Source organism: Virgisporangium aliadipatigenens (genome assembly GCF_016863615.1).
Lineage (GTDB): Bacteria > Actinomycetota > Actinomycetes > Mycobacteriales > Micromonosporaceae > Virgisporangium > Virgisporangium aliadipatigenens.
In genome coordinates this window covers 12,785-29,387 of the sequence record NZ_BOPF01000056.1, presented here as the reverse complement: position 1 = coordinate 29,387, position 16,603 = coordinate 12,785, and the positions used below count along the sequence as shown (strand labels likewise).

Annotated in this window: 13 protein-coding genes; 8 read left to right on the top strand and 5 right to left on the bottom strand. The window is 72.2% G+C overall.

Annotated elements, in window-relative coordinates; translation table 11 throughout:
* The first annotated feature begins 51 nt into the window (after positions 1-51).
* The 8 genes from Val02_RS43685 to Val02_RS43650 all read left to right on the top strand — a co-directional run bounded on the left by Val02_RS43685 (position 52) and on the right by Val02_RS43650 (position 10,042).
* The gene (locus tag Val02_RS43685) at positions 52-1,395 is read left to right on the top strand and encodes an HRDC domain-containing protein (RefSeq protein ID WP_203905263.1); all 1,344 of its coding nucleotides are present in this window, start codon (positions 52-54) and stop codon (positions 1,393-1,395) included.
* 82 nt (positions 1,396-1,477) lie between these two features.
* Positions 1,478-2,671 (top strand): thiolase family protein, encoded by a 1,194-nt coding sequence (locus Val02_RS43680; RefSeq protein ID WP_203905262.1) that lies wholly within the window; start codon positions 1,478-1,480, stop codon positions 2,669-2,671.
* Entirely contained in the window at positions 2,668-4,674 is a 2,007-nt protein-coding gene (locus tag Val02_RS43675) for a 3-hydroxyacyl-CoA dehydrogenase NAD-binding domain-containing protein (protein ID WP_203905261.1), read from the top strand. The genes Val02_RS43680 and Val02_RS43675 overlap by 4 nt, the downstream gene beginning before the upstream one ends.
* Positions 4,675-4,794: 120 nt before the next feature.
* Entirely contained in the window at positions 4,795-5,604 is an 810-nt protein-coding gene (locus Val02_RS43670; protein WP_203905260.1) for a M23 family metallopeptidase, read from the top strand.
* A gap of 215 nt (positions 5,605-5,819) precedes the next feature.
* Positions 5,820-8,663: a sensor histidine kinase gene (locus tag Val02_RS48495; protein ID WP_203905259.1), complete on the top strand. Its 2,844-nt coding sequence runs from the start codon at positions 5,820-5,822 to the stop codon at positions 8,661-8,663.
* Entirely contained in the window at positions 8,660-9,064 is a 405-nt protein-coding gene (locus tag Val02_RS43660) for a roadblock/LC7 domain-containing protein (protein ID WP_203905258.1), read from the top strand. The genes Val02_RS48495 and Val02_RS43660 overlap by 4 nt, the downstream gene beginning before the upstream one ends.
* Positions 9,065-9,093: 29 nt before the next feature.
* Positions 9,094-9,465 (top strand): DUF742 domain-containing protein, encoded by a 372-nt coding sequence (locus tag Val02_RS43655; RefSeq protein ID WP_203905257.1) that lies wholly within the window; start codon positions 9,094-9,096, stop codon positions 9,463-9,465.
* On the top strand, positions 9,446-10,042 hold the full coding sequence (locus tag Val02_RS43650; RefSeq protein WP_203905256.1) for a GTP-binding protein: 597 nt from the start codon (positions 9,446-9,448) through the stop codon (positions 10,040-10,042). Before Val02_RS43655 ends, Val02_RS43650 begins: the two co-directional genes overlap by 20 nt.
* 75 nt (positions 10,043-10,117) lie before the next feature.
* Here Val02_RS43650 and Val02_RS43645 read toward each other — a convergent pair whose 3' ends face one another.
* From Val02_RS43645 to dxs, 5 genes are read right to left on the bottom strand one after another with little or no spacing between them, the layout of a single operon-like run.
* Positions 10,118-11,155 (bottom strand): sensor histidine kinase, encoded by a 1,038-nt coding sequence (locus Val02_RS43645; protein WP_203905283.1) that lies wholly within the window; start codon positions 11,153-11,155, stop codon positions 10,118-10,120.
* 50 nt (positions 11,156-11,205) lie between these two features.
* Complete coding sequence (locus Val02_RS43640) at positions 11,206-11,874, bottom strand: response regulator transcription factor (protein WP_203905255.1); 669 nt, start codon at positions 11,872-11,874, stop codon at positions 11,206-11,208.
* 26 nt (positions 11,875-11,900) lie between these two features.
* A complete protein-coding gene (locus Val02_RS43635) occupies positions 11,901-13,193 on the bottom strand; it encodes an outer membrane protein assembly factor BamB family protein (RefSeq protein WP_203905254.1) in 1,293 nt (430 codons plus the stop codon).
* Entirely contained in the window at positions 13,190-14,557 is a 1,368-nt protein-coding gene (locus Val02_RS43630) for an outer membrane protein assembly factor BamB family protein (RefSeq protein ID WP_203905253.1), read from the bottom strand. The genes Val02_RS43635 and Val02_RS43630 overlap by 4 nt, the downstream gene beginning before the upstream one ends.
* A 37-nt stretch (positions 14,558-14,594) precedes the next feature.
* Entirely contained in the window at positions 14,595-16,523 is a 1,929-nt protein-coding gene (gene dxs, locus Val02_RS43625; protein ID WP_203905252.1) for a 1-deoxy-D-xylulose-5-phosphate synthase, read from the bottom strand.
* Positions 16,524-16,603: the final 80 nt, after the last annotated feature.

Here is a 16,603-nt window from a genome sequence, read left to right as displayed (position 1 = left end):
CTTCCCCGGTTCCGTCACGTTCGCGTCTTATCGGTACACAGGTAAGGCCCCATGCGACCGACGCGCCGGGGTGGGCGCTGCGCGACCAGCGCATTGTGGCGCCGTACGGTGGTCCACGTGACGGACGAACCCCCAGCTACCGAGAGCGTCGACGACGGCCCCTTACCACCCGTCCTCACCGCCCCGCGCGACGGCACACCGGCACCCGTCACCACCGCCGAGGAACTGGCCGACGTTGCCGCCCGCTTCGCCGCCGGCACCGGACCGGTGGCGGTCGACGCCGAGCGCGCCTCCGGTTACCGGTACACCCACCGGGCCTACCTGATCCAGCTGCGCCGCGCGGGTGCCGGCACCGTGCTGATCGACCCGGTGCCGATCGCCGACTTCAGCGGCCTGCAGGCGGCGATCGGCGACGCCGAGTGGATCCTGCACGCGGCCAGTCAGGACCTGCCCTGCCTCACCGAGCTGAAGCTGCGGCCGACCCGGCTGTTCGACACCGAGCTGGCCGCGCGGCTGTGCGGGTTCGAGCGGGTCGGCCTCGCCGCGCTCACGGAGAACGTGCTCGGCTACCGCCTGGAGAAGCACCACTCCGCCGCCGACTGGTCCACCCGCCCGCTGCCCGCCTCGTGGCTCACCTACGCCGCGCTCGACGTCGAACTTCTGCTCGAACTGCGTGAGCACCTCGGCGCCGAGCTGGACAAGCAGGGCAAGACGGAGTGGGCGGCGCAGGAGTTCGCGGCGCTGGTGGCGGCCGCCGGTGAGCCCGCCCGCGTGCGACCCGACCCGTGGCGGCGCACCTCCGGCATCCACCGCGTGCGCGGCGCGCGGGCGCTGTCCCGCGTTCGGGCCCTCTGGCAGGCCAGGGACCAGATCGCGCAGCGCCGGGACATCAGCCCGGGGCGGGTGCTGCCGGACACGGCGATCATCGCCGCGGCGGAGGCCGACCCCAAGGACGAACGCGCGCTGGTCGCACTGACCGGCTTCGGCGGGCGGTCGATCCGGCGGATGGCGGGCGTCTGGCTGGACGCGTTGTCGGATGCCCGCGCACTGTCGGATTCCGAACTCCCGGTGAATCCGCCGGCCGACGGACCCCCGCCGCCGCACCGCTGGGCCGAGCGGGATCCGGTGGCGGCCGGGCGCCTGGTGCGCGCCAGGGCCGTCGTCACCGAACTGGCCACGGCGCACCGCGTTCCGCCGGAGAATCTGATCACACCGGACTCGGTGCGGCGGCTGGCGTGGAGTCCGCCGGCGGAGATCACCCCGGAGTCCGTGACGGCGGCGCTGCGGGCGTTGGGCGCGCGGGCGTGGCAGACCGACCTGATCGCCGCGCGGCTGGCGGCGGCGCTCGACGTGCCCGCGGTGGTGGCCGCGGAGGAGCCCGTCGACGGCGACTGAAGCTGTGCGCCAGTCCACAACCCGCAACTTCTTACTGGCGAGTAACCTTGGACGGAGCCCGTAACCGCCCAAGGAGGCTTCCGTGCCCCGTTCCGTCCGGGATGTCGTCTTTGTCGACGGCGTCCGCACGCCGTTCGGCAAAGCCGGCGGCATGTACGCCAACACCCGCGCCGACGACCTGGTCGTGCGCTGCATCCGCGAACTGCTGCGCCGCAACCCGCAGCTGCCGCCGGAACGGGTCGACGAGGTGGCCGTCGCCGCCACGACCCAGATCGGCGACCAGGGCCTGACCATCGGCCGCACCGCGGCACTGCTCGCGGGCCTGCCGAAGACCGTTCCCGGGTACGCGATCGACCGGATGTGCGCCGGTGCGATGACCGCCGTCACGACGGTCTCCGGCGGCATCGCGATGGGCGCCTACGACGTGGCGATCGCCGGCGGCGTCGAGCACATGGGCCGCCACCCGATGGGTGAGGGCGTCGACCCCAACCCGCGGTTCCTCGCCGAGCGGATCGTCGACCCGTCGGCGCTGGTCATGGGCTCCACCGCGGAAAATCTGCACGACCGGTACCCGAGGATCACCAAGGAGCGGGCCGACGCCTACGGGCTCGCCTCCCAGCAGAAGACCGCCGCCGCGTACGAGGCCGGCAAGCTGCAGCCCGACCTGGTCACGGTCGCCACGCGCGACCCGGAGGCCGGCTGGGGGCTGGCCGTCAAGGACGAGGCGCCGCGGGACACCTCCCTGGAGAAGCTCGCGTCGCTGAAGACGCCGTTCCGGCCGCACGGGCGGGTCACCGCCGGCAACGCCGCCGGGCTCAACGACGGGGCGACCGCCTGCGTGCTCGCCGCCGAGGACGTGGCCCGCGAGCTGGGGCTGCCGGTCGGCATGCGCCTGGTCAGCTACGGGTTCGTCGGCGTGGAGCCGGAGATCATGGGCGTCGGGCCGATCCCGTCGACCGAGAAGGCGCTGCGCATCGCCGGGCTGTCCATCGCCGACATCGGCCTGTTCGAGCTGAACGAGGCGTTCGCGGTGCAGGTGCTGGCGTTCCTCGACCACTTCGGCATCGCCGACGACGACCCGCGGGTGAACCAGTGGGGCGGGGCCATCGCGGTCGGCCACCCGCTCGCCAGTTCCGGTGTGCGGCTGATGACGCAGCTGTCCCGGCAGTTCGCCGAGCGGCCGGACGTGCGGTACGGCCTGACCGCCATGTGTATCGGCATCGGCATGGGCGGCACGGTCATCTGGGAGAACCCCAACTGGGAGGGTGGCAAGTGAGCGACGAGATCGTCACCAAGGCGCTGCTCCGGTTCGTGAGCGTGCCCGGGCTGGACCGGCCGGCGGCACTCATCACCCTGGACAACGGGCTCGACCACACCAAGCCGAACACGTTCGGCGCCGGCGGCCTGGCCAGCCTCGACGCGGCGCTGACCGAGGCGTTCGCGGCGGCACCGTCGTTCGTGGCGGTGACCGGCAAGCCGTTCATCTTCAGCGTCGGCGCCGACGTGACGGCCATGGGCAAGGGCGGCGATCCCCTGGAGGCCGCGCGGCGCGGGCACGAGGTGTTCGGGCGGCTGCGCACGTCGAGCGTGCCGACGTTCGCGTTCGTCAACGGGGCGGCCATGGGCGGCGGCCTCGAACTGTCGCTGCACTGCCACTACCGCACGCTCTCCACCGGCGCGGCCGCGCTGGCACTGCCGGAGGTGTCGCTGGGCCTGGTCCCCGGCTGGGGCGGCACGCAGCTCCTGCCCCGCCTGATCGGCATCATGGGCGCGGCGCAGGTCATCGTGCAGAACCCGCTCATGCAGAACAAGATGCTCAAGCCGAAGGACGCACACGAGCTGGGCATCTCCGACGCCCTCTTCGAGCCGGCCGACTTCGTGGAACGTTCCCTCGAATGGGCCGCCTCGGTGGTGCGCGGCGAGACGGCGGTCAGCCGCAACGAGGCCGACACGTCGATGTGGGACGGCGTGATCGCGTTCGCCCGGCAGACGCTGGACCAGCGACTGCACGGTGCGGTCCCGGCGGCCTACCGCGCCCTCGACCTGTTGGCCCTGGCCAAGGACGCCCCCTTCGAAGAAGGGGCGAAGGCCGAGCAGCAGGCGATCGCCGACCTGATCCGCACGCCCGAACTGCGCAACGGCCTGTACGCCTTCGACCTGGTGCAGCGGCGGGCCAAGCGGCCGGTCGGCGCGCCGAGCTCGGCGCTCGCGCGGCCGGTGACCAAGGTCGGCATCGTCGGGGCAGGGCTGATGGCCTCGCAGCTCGCGCTGCTGTTCGCGCGGCGGCTGGAGGTGCCGGTCGTGCTGACCGACCTCGACCAGACGCGGGTGGACAAGGGCGTCGCCTACGTGCTCGCCGAGATCGAGAAGTCGGTCCAGAAGGGGCGCCTCTCCGAGGGCAAGGCCGCCAAGCTGCGCGGGCTGGTGAGCGGCTCGGTGGACAAGTCCGCCTTCGCCGACGCCGACTTCGTCATCGAGGCCGTCTTCGAGAACCTCGACGTGAAGAAGCAGGTCTGGGCCGAGCTGGAGAAGATCGTCCGGGAGGACTGCGTTCTGGCGACCAACACGTCGTCGCTGTCCGTCACGGCCATGGCGGCGGAGCTGGCCCACCCGGAGCGGGTGGTGGGCTTCCACTTCTTCAACCCGGTGGCCGTGCTGCCGCTGCTGGAGATCGTGCGCGGGACGCGGACCGACGACGCCACGCTGGCGACGGCGTTCGCGGTGGGCAAGGCGCTGAAGAAGTCGTCGGTGCTGGTCAAGGACGCGCCGGCGTTCGTGGTCAACCGGCTGCTGACGCGCTTCCAGGGCGAGGTCTTCCGGGCCATCGACGCGGGAACGCCCGTCGAGGTGGCCGATTCGGCGTTCGACCCGCTGGGCCTGCCGATGCGGCCGCTGGCGCTGCTGCAGCTCGTGGGTCCCGCCGTGGGGCTGCACGTGGCGGAGACCCTGCACGAGGCGTTCCCGGACCGCTTCGGCGTCAGCGCCAACCTCGCGCGCATCGTCGCCGAGGGGAAGACCGGCTTCTACGACGCCGACGGCGCGATCGACCCGGACGTCGTGGCGCTGCTGCAGGTCGGCGACGCCCCGCTCACCGGCGAGGAACTGCTGCGCAACGGCCTGGAGGCCATGGCGCAGGAGATCCGGCTGATGCTGGACGAGGGCGTGGTCGCCGAGGCCAAGGACATCGACCTGTGCCTGATCCTCGGTGCGGGCTGGCCGTTCCACCTGGGCGGCATCACGCCGTACCTGGACCAGAAGGGGTACTCCACCTTCCACTGAGTTCCACCTCGACGGCGGCCTCCCCGCACAATGGGAGGCCGCCTCGCTTTTAGTCCGTTTCGCGATATTTACTCATGAAACGTCCTACGCTTCCCTCTGATCGTCTAACGGGGGGAAACGATGGGACGCTCGCGTCTTGCCGCATATCTACTGGCCGGAGCGCTGTCGACCAGTTTCGCGGTGCTGCCGGCCACCTCGGCCGGGGCGCTCTCCGCCACGGTGGTCACCGAGAGCACCAACCTGAACGTCCGCACCGGCCCCGCGCGCTGGTACCCCAAGGTGGACAGCCTGACCAACGGCACCGCGCTGGCGCTCGACTGCCAGGTCGACGGCGAGACCGCCACCGGCACCGTGCGCACGACCAACAAGTGGGACCGGATGCGCGACGGCACCTACGTCTCCGACGCCTACGTCCGCCGCGCCGGCTCGCTGCCCGAGTGCGCCACCACCCCGGGCCGCCCGCCGGGCACCTGGACCCATCCGCTGCCGGGCTTCGCCGTCCAGGGCGGCTGGCGCACTCCCCAGCGGCCGAACCACCAGGGCGTCGACCTGATGTCGTTCAAGGGAACGCCCATCCGCGCCGCCGCCGCGGGGACCGTCCTGGAGATCGTCTGCAACATCCAGCCGGGCGGCAGCTGCGACGTCGACGGCACACCCAAGTCCAAGGGGTGCGGCTGGTACGTGAAGATCGGCCACCCCGGGAAGATCGCCACGCTGTACTGCCACATGCTGCGCCGGCCGGAAATGATCAAGGTCGGGCAGAAGGTGAAGGCGGGCGACGTCATCGGGCTGATCGGCACGTCGGGCAGTTCGTCGTTCCCGCACCTGCACTTCGAGGTGCACGTCAACGCGCCGCCCACCAGTCCGGAGAACGCGGTCGACCCGTTGACGTTCATGGCGAGCGTCGGCGCCCCGCTCCCCCGCGCCTGACACCCGCCTCTCAGCCCGAAGATCCAGTCCTGCGGCCGCAGGGCTGGATCTTCGTTTTTGGGCGGACGTGGGCGACTTGTGCACCGCATAAGGTCACTGAGCAGGTCGTGACGAGTGAGCCTCGCGTCCGTAATATGCCCCGGGGAACGTCGGGGCTAGCCGGGGAGCCGACCGACGGACGTCGATGACGCCGATAGTCCGAAACCGAGGTCTGGATGAGGAACCGCAGCCGCTCGATCCGCCGGAACATCGCCGTCCTGCTGGTCCCGCCGTTCGTCTCGCTCGTGGCGCTGTGGATCTTCGCGACCACGCTCGCCGCCGGTTCCGCGCTCGACCTGCTCAACGCGAACAGCGTGTACCAGGATGCGGGCAAGCCCGCCGAAGCGATGGTCGTCAAGATGCAGGAGGAGCGGCGGCTCTCCCAGGCATACCTCGCCGGCAACCGCAACGACGCCCGCAAGCTCACCGAGGCGCGCACCGCCACCGACCGGGCCATCGCCGACTTCCGCGCCAAGGCCGGCAGCGACACCCTCGCCGACGCGGACGCGCTGCTGAAGCCCGCGGTGAAGGGGCTGCTCGACGCCACGGTCACGTTCGTCGCCGCGCGGGAGCAGATCGACGGCGGGCAGATCGACCGGGGCGCCGCGATGAAGGCGCAGACCCAGTCGATCGACGCCGCGTACCGGCTGTTCGCCGCGCTGCCGAGCGCCACCGAACGGGAGGTCAGCCGCGACGCCCGCACCTCCGTGCAGCTCAGCCGCGCCCGCGAACTGCTCCACCAGGAGGACGCGCTGCTCGCCGGCATCCTCGTCGCGGGGAAGTTCCAGGCGGGTGAACCGGCGCAGTGGGCACAGGCCGTGGGCGCCCAGCGGTTCCTCTACGCGGAGGTCCTGCCCGAGGTGCACCGGTCCTCCCGGCCGGCCTTCCAGAAGATCTTCGCGAGCGACGCGGGCAAGCAGCTGAAGGCGTTCGAGGACAAGCTCCTGAACGAGGCCAGGGTCGGCGGACCGGTACCGGCGGACGTGGCCGCGGGCTGGGCGGACACCTTCGGTCAGGTGGCGCAGGAACTGCGCCGGGCGGAGTTCGCGGCCGGCGAGAGCGTCGTCGAACGCGCCACCCCGGCGGGCATCGCCGTGCTGCTGCGGCTCGCCGGCGCGGCCCTGCTCGGCCTCCTCGCGATCACCATCTCCGTCATCGTGTCGGTGCGGGTCGGCCGCTCGCTGGTGCGGCGCCTCACCGGCCTGCGCGGCTCCGCCGAGACGCTCGCCCAGGAACGGCTCCCCTCGGTCGTCGCCCGGCTGCGCGCCGGAGAGACGGTCGACGTCGCCGCGGAATCCCCGCCGCTGGACCTCGGCTCGGACGAGATCGGCGCGGTCGGGGCGGCGTTCAACCGGGTGCAGCGCACCGCCGTCGAGTCGGCCGTGCAGGAGGCCCGGCTGCGCGCCGGCCTGAGCAACGTCTTCCTCAACATCGCCCGGCGCAGCCAGACGCTGCTGCACCGCCAGCTGACCCTGCTCGACAAGATGGAACGGCGCGCCGCCGACCCGCACGAGCTGGAGGACCTGTTCCGGATCGACCATCTCGCGACGCGGATGCGGCGCCACGCCGAGGACCTGGTGATCCTCGCCGGTGCGGCACCCGGGCGCGGCTGGCGGCACCCCGTCCCGCTGGTCGACGTGGTGCGCGGCGCGGTCTCCGAGGTCGAGGACTACGCGCGCGTCACGGTCGCGGTGCCGGAGACGTCCGTCGCGGGCCGGGCCGTCGCCGACGTCATCCATCTCCTCGCCGAGTTGATAGAGAACGCCACCTCGTTCTCGCCGCCGCACACAAAGGTGCAGGTCGGTGGGGATCTGGTGCCCAACGGCCTGGCGATCGAGATCGAGGACCGCGGGCTCGGCATGGCGGCGGAGGCGATCGACGACGCCAATCAGCGGCTGGCCGGCGTTCCCGAGTTCGACCCGTCGAACTCCGCCCGCCTCGGGCTGCTCGTCGTCGGCATCCTCGCCGGCCGGCACGGCATCCGGGTGACCCTGCGCCCGTCGCCGTACGGCGGGGTCACCGCGATCGTGCTCATCCCGCCGGACCTCATCGGCGGCACCCCGCGCCGCGAACTCCCCTCCGCCGACCGCGCGCCGGACCCGGCACCGAACGGTGGACCGTCCACTGTGGACGGCCGCGTCCCGGCATCCCGCACGCCGCTCGACGAACGCAGCGCGATCGACCTGGTGGCCAACGAGATCACGCTGACCGATCTGCCGCCGATCGTGGACGGGCTGCCGGTGGACGCGGCGGTGTCGCCCACGGGCGTCGCCGCTTCTCCCACGGGCGTTTCTTCTCCCACGGCGGTCTCTTCTCCCACCGGGGGCGCTTCTCCCACGGGCTTCGCTTCTCCCACCGCGAGCGCGCGGGACGGGAAGCGGGTGCCCGGGTCGGCGGAGCCGATGGGGACGCTCTTGCCGGGAACGTTGCCTTCCGGCGCGGTGGACCCGGCGTCGGCGCCGGCGCCGCTGCCCGACATCGACCTGCCGCCGCTGCCGTCGCGGCGCCGCTCGGCTCCCACGCCGGCCTCGATCCCGACCGGTCCACCCGCGGCCCCGGCTCGCACCGCGGCGTCGGCCCCGACTCCCACCGCGGCCTCGGCGCCCGTTTCGGCCCCGGCTTCGACGCCGGCAGGCGCGCCGGTTTCGGCGCCGGCGAGCGCGCCGACAAGCGCGCCGGTCGAGGCCGCCGCCGGGGACGGAGCGACCGTCGTCGACCCCGCGCCCGCCGAGGCGGGGACCGCCGTCGAGGCCGAGTCCGACGACGACGGGCTGCTCCCCCGCCGCCGCCGGCAGGAAAACCTTCCCCCGCAGCTGCGGGACGGCCCGCCCCCGCCGTTGACCTCCCTCTCCGGGGAGTCCGAGGCGGACGACGAGCCGACGACCCGTTCGCCCGCCGAGGTGCTCGCCATGATGTCCGCCCTGCAGGCCGGCCTGGCCCGGGGACGGCGCGAGGCCGGCGGAATCGTGCCCTCCGACCCACCCGCATCCACCGGCGACGCCGAAGGGGACCACCAATGACGAACACGACCAGCCGCACGGCGAATCTCGCCTGGTTACTGGACGATCTCGTGGACCGGGTGCCGCCGATCCAGCAGTCGATCGTGCTCTCGGCGGACGGGCTGCTGATGGCGACCTCCCGAGGGCTGAGCCGCGAGGACGCGGAGCACCTGGCGGCCGTCTCGTCCGGGTTCCAGAGCCTCGCCCGCGGCACCGGCCGGCACTTCAAGGGCGGGCCGGTGCGCCAGACGATCGTGGAGATGGAGTCGAAGTTCCTGTTCGTGACGGCCGCCGGGCAGGGCGCCTGCCTGGCCGTGTTGACCGAGACCGGCTGCGACATCGGAGTGGTGGCCTACGAGATGGCGATGCTGGTCACGCGCGTCGGGCAGTACCTGACGGCGCCGCCCAGGACCGATTCCTGAGGCGGGACCTCCGTAGAGAGTGATTCGACGTGCGTGACGAAAGCGATCCCGGCCACGAGTGGCTGGACGACGAGGCGGGTCCGGTGGTCCGGCCGTACGCCGTGATCGGCGGCCGTACGAAACACGCCCGGCAGTTCGACGTCGTCGCGTTCGTCGTGGCGACCGGGCGGCACGGCGGCGGGCACCTGCAGCCCGAGCACCGGCGGTTGCTCGAACGTGCCGTCGAGCCGGTCTCGGTCGCCGAGGTCGCCGCTCATGTGGACCTTCCGCTCGGTGTGGTCCGCGTCCTGCTCAGCGACCTGCTGGCGGACGAACTGATCGTGGTACACGAACCGGACGGCGCGACCCGTCCGGCCGAGAACGTCCTGGAGGCGGTGATCAATGGGCTCCGCTCGCTCTGAGCGTTCCGGCTCCACGGTGGTTCCGCACGGCATCAAAATCCTGATCGCCGGTGGCTTCGGTGTCGGCAAGACGACCCTGGTCAGCTCGATCAGCGAGATCCGGCCGTTGCAGACCGAGGAGGTGCTGACCGACGCCGGCATCGGCATCGACAACCTCGACGGGCTGGACGACAAGTCCACGACCACGGTCGCCATGGACTTCGGCCGCATCACGATCAACGAAGAGATCATCGTGTATCTGTTCGGGACGCCCGGGCAGGACAGGTTCTGGTTCCTCTGGGACGAACTGGCGCTGGGTGCGCTCGGCGCCGTCGTGCTGGCCGACACCGGACGGCTGATCGAGTGCTTCCCGTCGGTGGACTACTTCGAGCGCCGGGGCACGCCGTTCCTGGTCGCGGTGAACTGCTTCGACGGCGCACGCCGCTACACCGCGGACGCGGTGCGCGACGCCCTCGACCTGGATGCCGGCGTGCCGGTGCTGCTCTGCGACGCGCGCGAACGCATCTCGGTGCGGGACGTGCTCATCCAGCTCGTCCAGCACGTGATGACCAAGCCCCGGCAGAACGGCCTCAACTAACGTCGATCTTGCAGTTGCGGCCTGCCCGCCTTTGCCCCGCCGCGTCCCAGCCACAACTGCAAGATCGACGGAGGCTCAGCGTCGCGGGACCGTGGCGGTCCCGGTAAGGACGGGCGTTAACGCCGCCAGTGGGAGGCGCACGGTGACCTCCAGGCCGCCCTCCTCGCGCGCCTCCGCGCCGACCGTCCCGCCGTGCGCGTCGCAGACCGCGCGCACGATCGACAGGCCCAGGCCGGAGCCGCGGGCACCGGTGCGTTCGCGGCCGCCGCGCCGGAACGGCTCGAACATCGCCGGCACGTCGCCCGGCGGCACCTCGAAGCCGGTGTTGCCGACGACCAGCCACGCGTGTGCCGCGTCGCAGCCGGTGCGCACCCACAGGCGGCCGCCGAGGCTGTTGTAGCGCACGGCGTTCTCGATGAGATTGCCGGCGAGACGGTCGAGCAGGGCGGCGTCCCCGACGACCGGAGCCGGACGGAGATCGGACTCGACCTCGATGCCGATGCGGCGGATCTCCGGCTGAACCGCCGACAGCGCCGCCGCGACCCCGGCCGCAAGATCGGCGTGTGCCTTGCGGGTCAGCCGGCGTCCGGCCTGCGCCTCGGTGCGCGCCAGCAGCAACAGCCCCTCGATGAGCGCGTTGGCGCGGGTCGACGCGTCGCGGACCACGCCCGCCATGCGCTTGTACTCGGTCAGGTCGGCGTCCGGGTCGCTGAGCGTCACGTCGATCTCGGTGCGCATGACGGCCAGCGGGGTGCGCAGCTCGTGCGAGGCGTTCGCGACGAACCGCTTCTGCGAGTCGAACGCCACCGCGATCCGGTCCAGCATCGCGTCGAACGTCGCCGCCAGCTCGGCAACCTCGTCGTCCGGCCCCGAGTAGTTCATCCGCGCGTCCAGCGAGTCGCCGGAGAGGCGCTGCGCGGTCGCGGTGACCCGGCGCAGCGGCCGCAGCGAGTGGCTGGCGATCAGGTATCCGCCGGCGACGCCGGTCGCGGCCACGGCCACGAGCGCGACGGCCCCGTAGACGAGGATCCGTTCGTCGGTGACGAGCAGCCACGCGAACAGCACGAGCACCGCACCGACGACCAGCAGCAGCGCGCCGGCGAGCGCCGCCATGCGCAGCCGGAGCGTGAGCTTGAACCGCCCCTCGTGCGGCGTGTAGACGGTCACGTGACCGCGCCGCGCAGCCGGTAGCCGGCTCCGACGACGGTTTCGATCAGCGCCGGTTCGCCGAGCTTGCGGCGCAGCGTCATCATCGTGACCCGCACCGTGGTGGTGAACGGGTCGGCGTTGGCGTCCCAGACCCGTTCGAGCAGTTCCTCGCTGGAGACGACGGCGCCGCGCGCCTTGAGCAGCTCCTCCAGCAGCCCGAACTCCTTGCGCGTCAGGTCGAGCGGCCGTCCGCTGCGGGCCACGGTGCGCCGGGCCTGGTCGAGCACGAGGTCACCGACGGTGAGCACCGGCGGGGCGGCCGGGGTGGCGCGGCGGCCGAGGGCCTGCACGCGCGCCACGAGCTCGTCGAACGCGAACGGCTTGGACAGGTAGTCGTCGGCGCCGAGCTGGAGGCCCTCGACGCGTTCGGCGACGCTGCTGCTGGCGGTGAGCATGAGAACCCTGGTGAGCGCGCCCGAGCCGACGAGGTCGGCGCAGATGTCGTCGCCGTGCACCCCGGGCAGGTCCCGGTCCAGGATCACCACGTCATAGCGCGTCACCATGGCCATCTCGTGCCCCTCGGCACCGTCGTAGGAGACGTCGACCGCCATGCCGTGCCGGCGGAGGCCGCGTCCGATGGCGTCGGCCAGGTTGCGTTCGTCCTCGACCACGAGTACCCGCATGGACGACATTGTGTCCTGTCGACGCTCTACCTCGTGGGCGGCGGTAGTGCGGTCGCGTACCGCCAGATCAGCAGTCCGCCGCCGCGTGCCCGGCAGACGAGGTGCATGCCGGTGGCGTCGCAGGGCGACTCCGCCCGGTGCGGGCCGAGGGAGAAGAGCCGCCCGTCGGCGGTGCTCATGAGCGCGACCTGCGTCTCCATCAGGACCGTCCGGAAGATGGGCACGACGTCGGCGTTGCGCGGGCCCAACCACGCCCACCCGTCGAGGCTGCGGATGACCTGCGCGGTGGCGGCGTCGAGGAGGATGGTGCCGGTGCGCCCGGTCCGGCTGGCGACCTCGGCGAGGAGGCGCCCGGGCGGGCCGCTGCCGACCAGGCCGAACGGGTAGCGGACGACCACCTCGCCGGTGCGCGGATCGACGGCCAGCGTGCTGCCGCCCTCGTCGGGCAGGCAGACGTGCGGGCCGCAGAGGCCGACGTACGCGTTGTTGTTCCAGTCGATCGCAACTGTCCACAGTGGACTACCGGTCCGCGGGTCGTAGCCGTACGCCGAGGCGGCGCGGCCCCGGGTCTCGACGGCGACGAGGATGCCGTGCAGCAGGAAGGCCATTTCCACCGTTCGGCTCACGCCGGAGCCGGGCCAGTTGGCGAGCGGCACGCGGGTGCCGGTCTCCGGTTCGACGAACTCGGCGCTGTCCCCGTCGGCGAGGATCAGTCCGCTCGGCCGGTCCCACCCGAGGACGCTGAAGACCTGCCGGGGGTCGCCCTCGAAACGCCACAGTTCGGCGCCGTCGCTCCAGCGCCGGGCGACCAGGTGGCCGCTGTAGTTGGTCGAGTCGAAGTCGGACTCGTCGGAGCTGAAGACGGCCACCCGTTCGCCGATCGAGGCCACGCGGCCTTCGTGCCGCCAGCGGACCGCACCGGTCGCCGCGTCGAGGACGAGATACCGCGAGGGCGGCGTCTGGGTCGTCAGCAGGACCAGCTCCGGGGTCACGCCGAGGATCCGGTAGGACGCCGGGACCGTCGTGCGCCAGCGTGTCCTTCCGTCGAACGCCACGGCGCGCACCGCCGCCCCACCGGGATCCGTGAAGAAGATGCCGCCGGGCGTCACCACGAAGTCGGCGCTCACCTCCAACGGGACGACGATCGGCGGCCCGTAGCGCGGCGGCACCGGTGGGCCCGAGGCGGCCAGCGGCAGCACGAGCAGGAGCGGCAGGAGCAGCAGGGCCCGGCGGAGCACCCGGCGGCTGGCCCAGCGCGGCAGCGGCCGGGGCTCTTCGGGCGGCTCCGGCCGGTCGAGGTCGATCAGTGTGGCGGTCACCCCGTACGTTCCTTCGCGTCCGCGGGAAGGCGCCACACCTCCAGGTCGCTGGAGGCGGTGCGGCAGATGAGGATACGCCCGCCGACGTCGCATTCGGAGTACCAGCCGGGCAGCGCGACCAGCGGCCGCAGCACGCCGGTCGACAGGTCCAGGCGCCACAGCCGCCCACCGGGGGCCGCCGCGGAACGCAGCAGGATCTCGGTGCCCATCCGCCCGACGAGTTCGGACGCCGGCAGCTCGAGCTTGAGCGCGCCGGTGGTCAGGTTGTGCACGCGCAGCATGGGCGGGCCGTCGTCGGCGGCGGAGACCACGAACAGGCCGTAGTTCGGGCCGATCCGCCAGGAACGCCCGCTGACCCGCCACCGTTCCGCGCCGGACGCGGGGTCCAGGCCGATCGTCATGCTCGGCGGCCCGACGCAGATCACCGGCCCGCAGCGGCGGCTGAGGAAGCTGTCCAGGTCGGGGCGGAGGAACTTGGGCGGCGGCGACACGACCGATTCCCAGTCGAGCGTGAGCGCCGGCGCCGAGTAGCCGCGGAAGGCGAGCCGGGAGCCGTTGCGCTCGGCGACGAGGAGCTTGGTGCCGGCGGCGAACACCCGCATCAGCGGGCTGCTGCGCGGATCGTCGCCGAGGGTGAGGCTGCCGGTCTCGGCCCCGGTGCGCAGGTCGTAGGCGCGGATGGTGCCGTTGACGTTCACGGCGAGCCAGGAGGCGCGGCCGGCGGGGTCGATCCCGGCGGAGAGCGTGGCGCCGTCGGGCACCGTCATCGCCCAGGCGGTGGTGCCGTTCACGGGGTCGACGCCGGACCAGACGAACTCGGCGTTGGGGATCGGGTCGAAGCCGACGGTGGCCTCGGTGCAGCCGTTCACCGGCCGCTTGAACACCACCAGGTCGCTCTCGGCGACCTGCCAGACGGGCGCGCCCGGGAGGGTCCAGCGGCCGAGCCCGGTCGCGGCGTCGACGCCCTCGGTCCGGAACGTCTGCATGCCCCGGCAGGCCTGCGGCGACAGCAGCACCATCGGCCCCACCGGGAAGATGGCCGACCGGACGGCCGGCTTGTACTCCCAGTGCACGGCCCCGTCGCCGGAACCGTACGAGGTGATCGCGATGCCGTCGTCGCGGTCGACCTGGGCGATGATCTGCTCCCCGGCCAGCCGCGGCGCGTCGCCGACCCGCGGCACGGAGAGCATGAGCCGCGGCGGCACCGGCGGCGGGGTCGCCGAGCCGAGCATGATCACGCAGATGCCCACCAGCAGGAGCAGCATCATGACCGGCTCGGGTCGGCGAGGCGGGCCCTCCTCGGGCTCGTACTCCGCGTCACGATCCATTACGCCGAGGTCGATGACCAACGGGGCGTCCGTCACACATCCATTGTGCGGCGGCTCACGTCGATCCGGTATATCAAATCGTTACCTTATTCTGAGCCGGCACGTGGACGGGCAGCTCAGCGAGCCAGCCGGTGACCTGACGGGCCACGTCCTGAGCGGTCAGCCCCAGCTCGGCCATGATCTCCGCGCGGGTGCCGTGCGGGTGGAACCCCGCCTCCACACCCAGGTCGCGCAGCGGCACGTAGACGCCGTTGTCGCGCAGCAGCTTGGCTACCGCGTCACCGACGCCGCCGGCCCGCATGCCGTCCTCCACCGTCACGACCATCCGGTGCGCGGCGGCCAGTCCGACCAGTTCGACCGGAACGGGCCGGACCCACCGCGGATCGACAACCGTCACGGTGTAACCCTGCCCGGTCAGACGCGCGGCGACGTCGACCGCGACGTGCGCCATGGCCCCGACGGCGACCAGCAGGACATCGGAGCCGCCCTCGACCAGAACGTCGACCGGCCCCACGGTGTCGACGGCCGGGAGATCGGCGGGCACCGAGCCGGTGGGGAACCGGACGATCGTCGGCCCGTCCTCGACCGCCACCGCCTCGCGGAACTCCCGCCGCAGCGACGCCGCGTCGCGGGGCGCCGCGATGCGCAGCCCCGGAACGACCCCGAACACCGACATGTCCCAGACGCCGTAGTGCGACGGCCCGTCCGGTCCGGTGATCCCCGCCCGGTCGAGCACGAACGTCACCGGCAGCTTGTGCATCGCGACGTCCAGCAGCACCTGGTCGAACGCCCGATTGAGGAACGTGGCGTAGACGGCCACCACCGGGTGCAGCCCGCCGATGGCCAGCCCCGCGGCCATCGTGGCGGCGTGCTGCTCGGCGATGCCCACGTCGTAGGCGCGTTCCGGGTACTTGCGCATGAGCTTCGCGATCCCGGTCGGCCCGGCCATCGCGGCGGTGATGCCCACGACGTCGGCCCGCTCGTCGGCGACGGTCACCAGTTCGTCCGCGAAGACGCTGGTCCACTTGAGCGACGACGGCGCGGTCGGCTTGCCCGTCTCCACGTCGAACGGCCCCGGCCCGTGCAGGCAGTCCGCCTCGTCGTCCTCGGCCGGCCGGTACCCGTACCCCTTGCGCGTCACCGCATGGACGATCACCGGCCCGCCGAAGCCCTTCGCCTTGCGCAGCGCGGCTTCCATCGCCTCGAGGTCGTGCCCGTCGACCGGCCCCACGTACTTGATGCCGAGATCCTCGAACATCGCCTGCGGCGCGACGGCGTCCTTGATGCCCTTCTTGACGGCGTGCAGCGCCTCGTACAGCGGCGCGCCGACGAGCGGAGTGCGCCCGAGCGACTCGCGCACCAGGTCGAGCACCTTCTCGTAGCCCGGGTTGAGGCGCAGCGTCGACAGGTGGTCGGCGAGCCCGCCGATGGTCGGCGAGTACGAGCGGCCGTTGTCGTTCACGATGATCACGACCGGATTCTGCGCACCGGCGATGTTGTTGAGCGCCTCCCAGCACATGCCGCCGGTGAGCGCCCCGTCGCCCACGACCGGCACCACGAACCGCTTCTCGCCGCGCAGCGCGTACGCCTTCGACAGCCCGTCGGCGTAGGAGAGCGCGGTGGAGGCGTGCGAGTTCTCGATGATGTCGTGCTCGCTCTCGGCCTGGCTCGGGTAGCCGGTGAGGCCACCGCGCTGGCGGAGCAGGTCGAAGCCCTCGTGCCGACCGGTCACGATCTTGTGCACGTACGACTGGTGGCCGGTGTCGAAGAGGATCCGGTCCTTCGGCGAGTCGAACACCCGGTGCAGCGCCAGCGTGATCTCGACGACCCCGAGGTTGGGGCCGAGGTGCCCACCGGTGCGGGCGACCTTCTGGACCAGGAAGTCGCGGATCTCGGCGGCCAGCACGGAGGCCTGGCCGGCGTCGAGAGACCTGAGGTCGTGCGGACTCCGGATCCGGTCGATCAGCCGCTCGCCGGTGACGGGATCACTCTGCTCGCTCATGAGGGGCGAGTCTATCCACGTGAACTGGCAACGCATCCCGAACGTGCCTGACCTGCGACAAACCTTCACAGGTGCTTAAG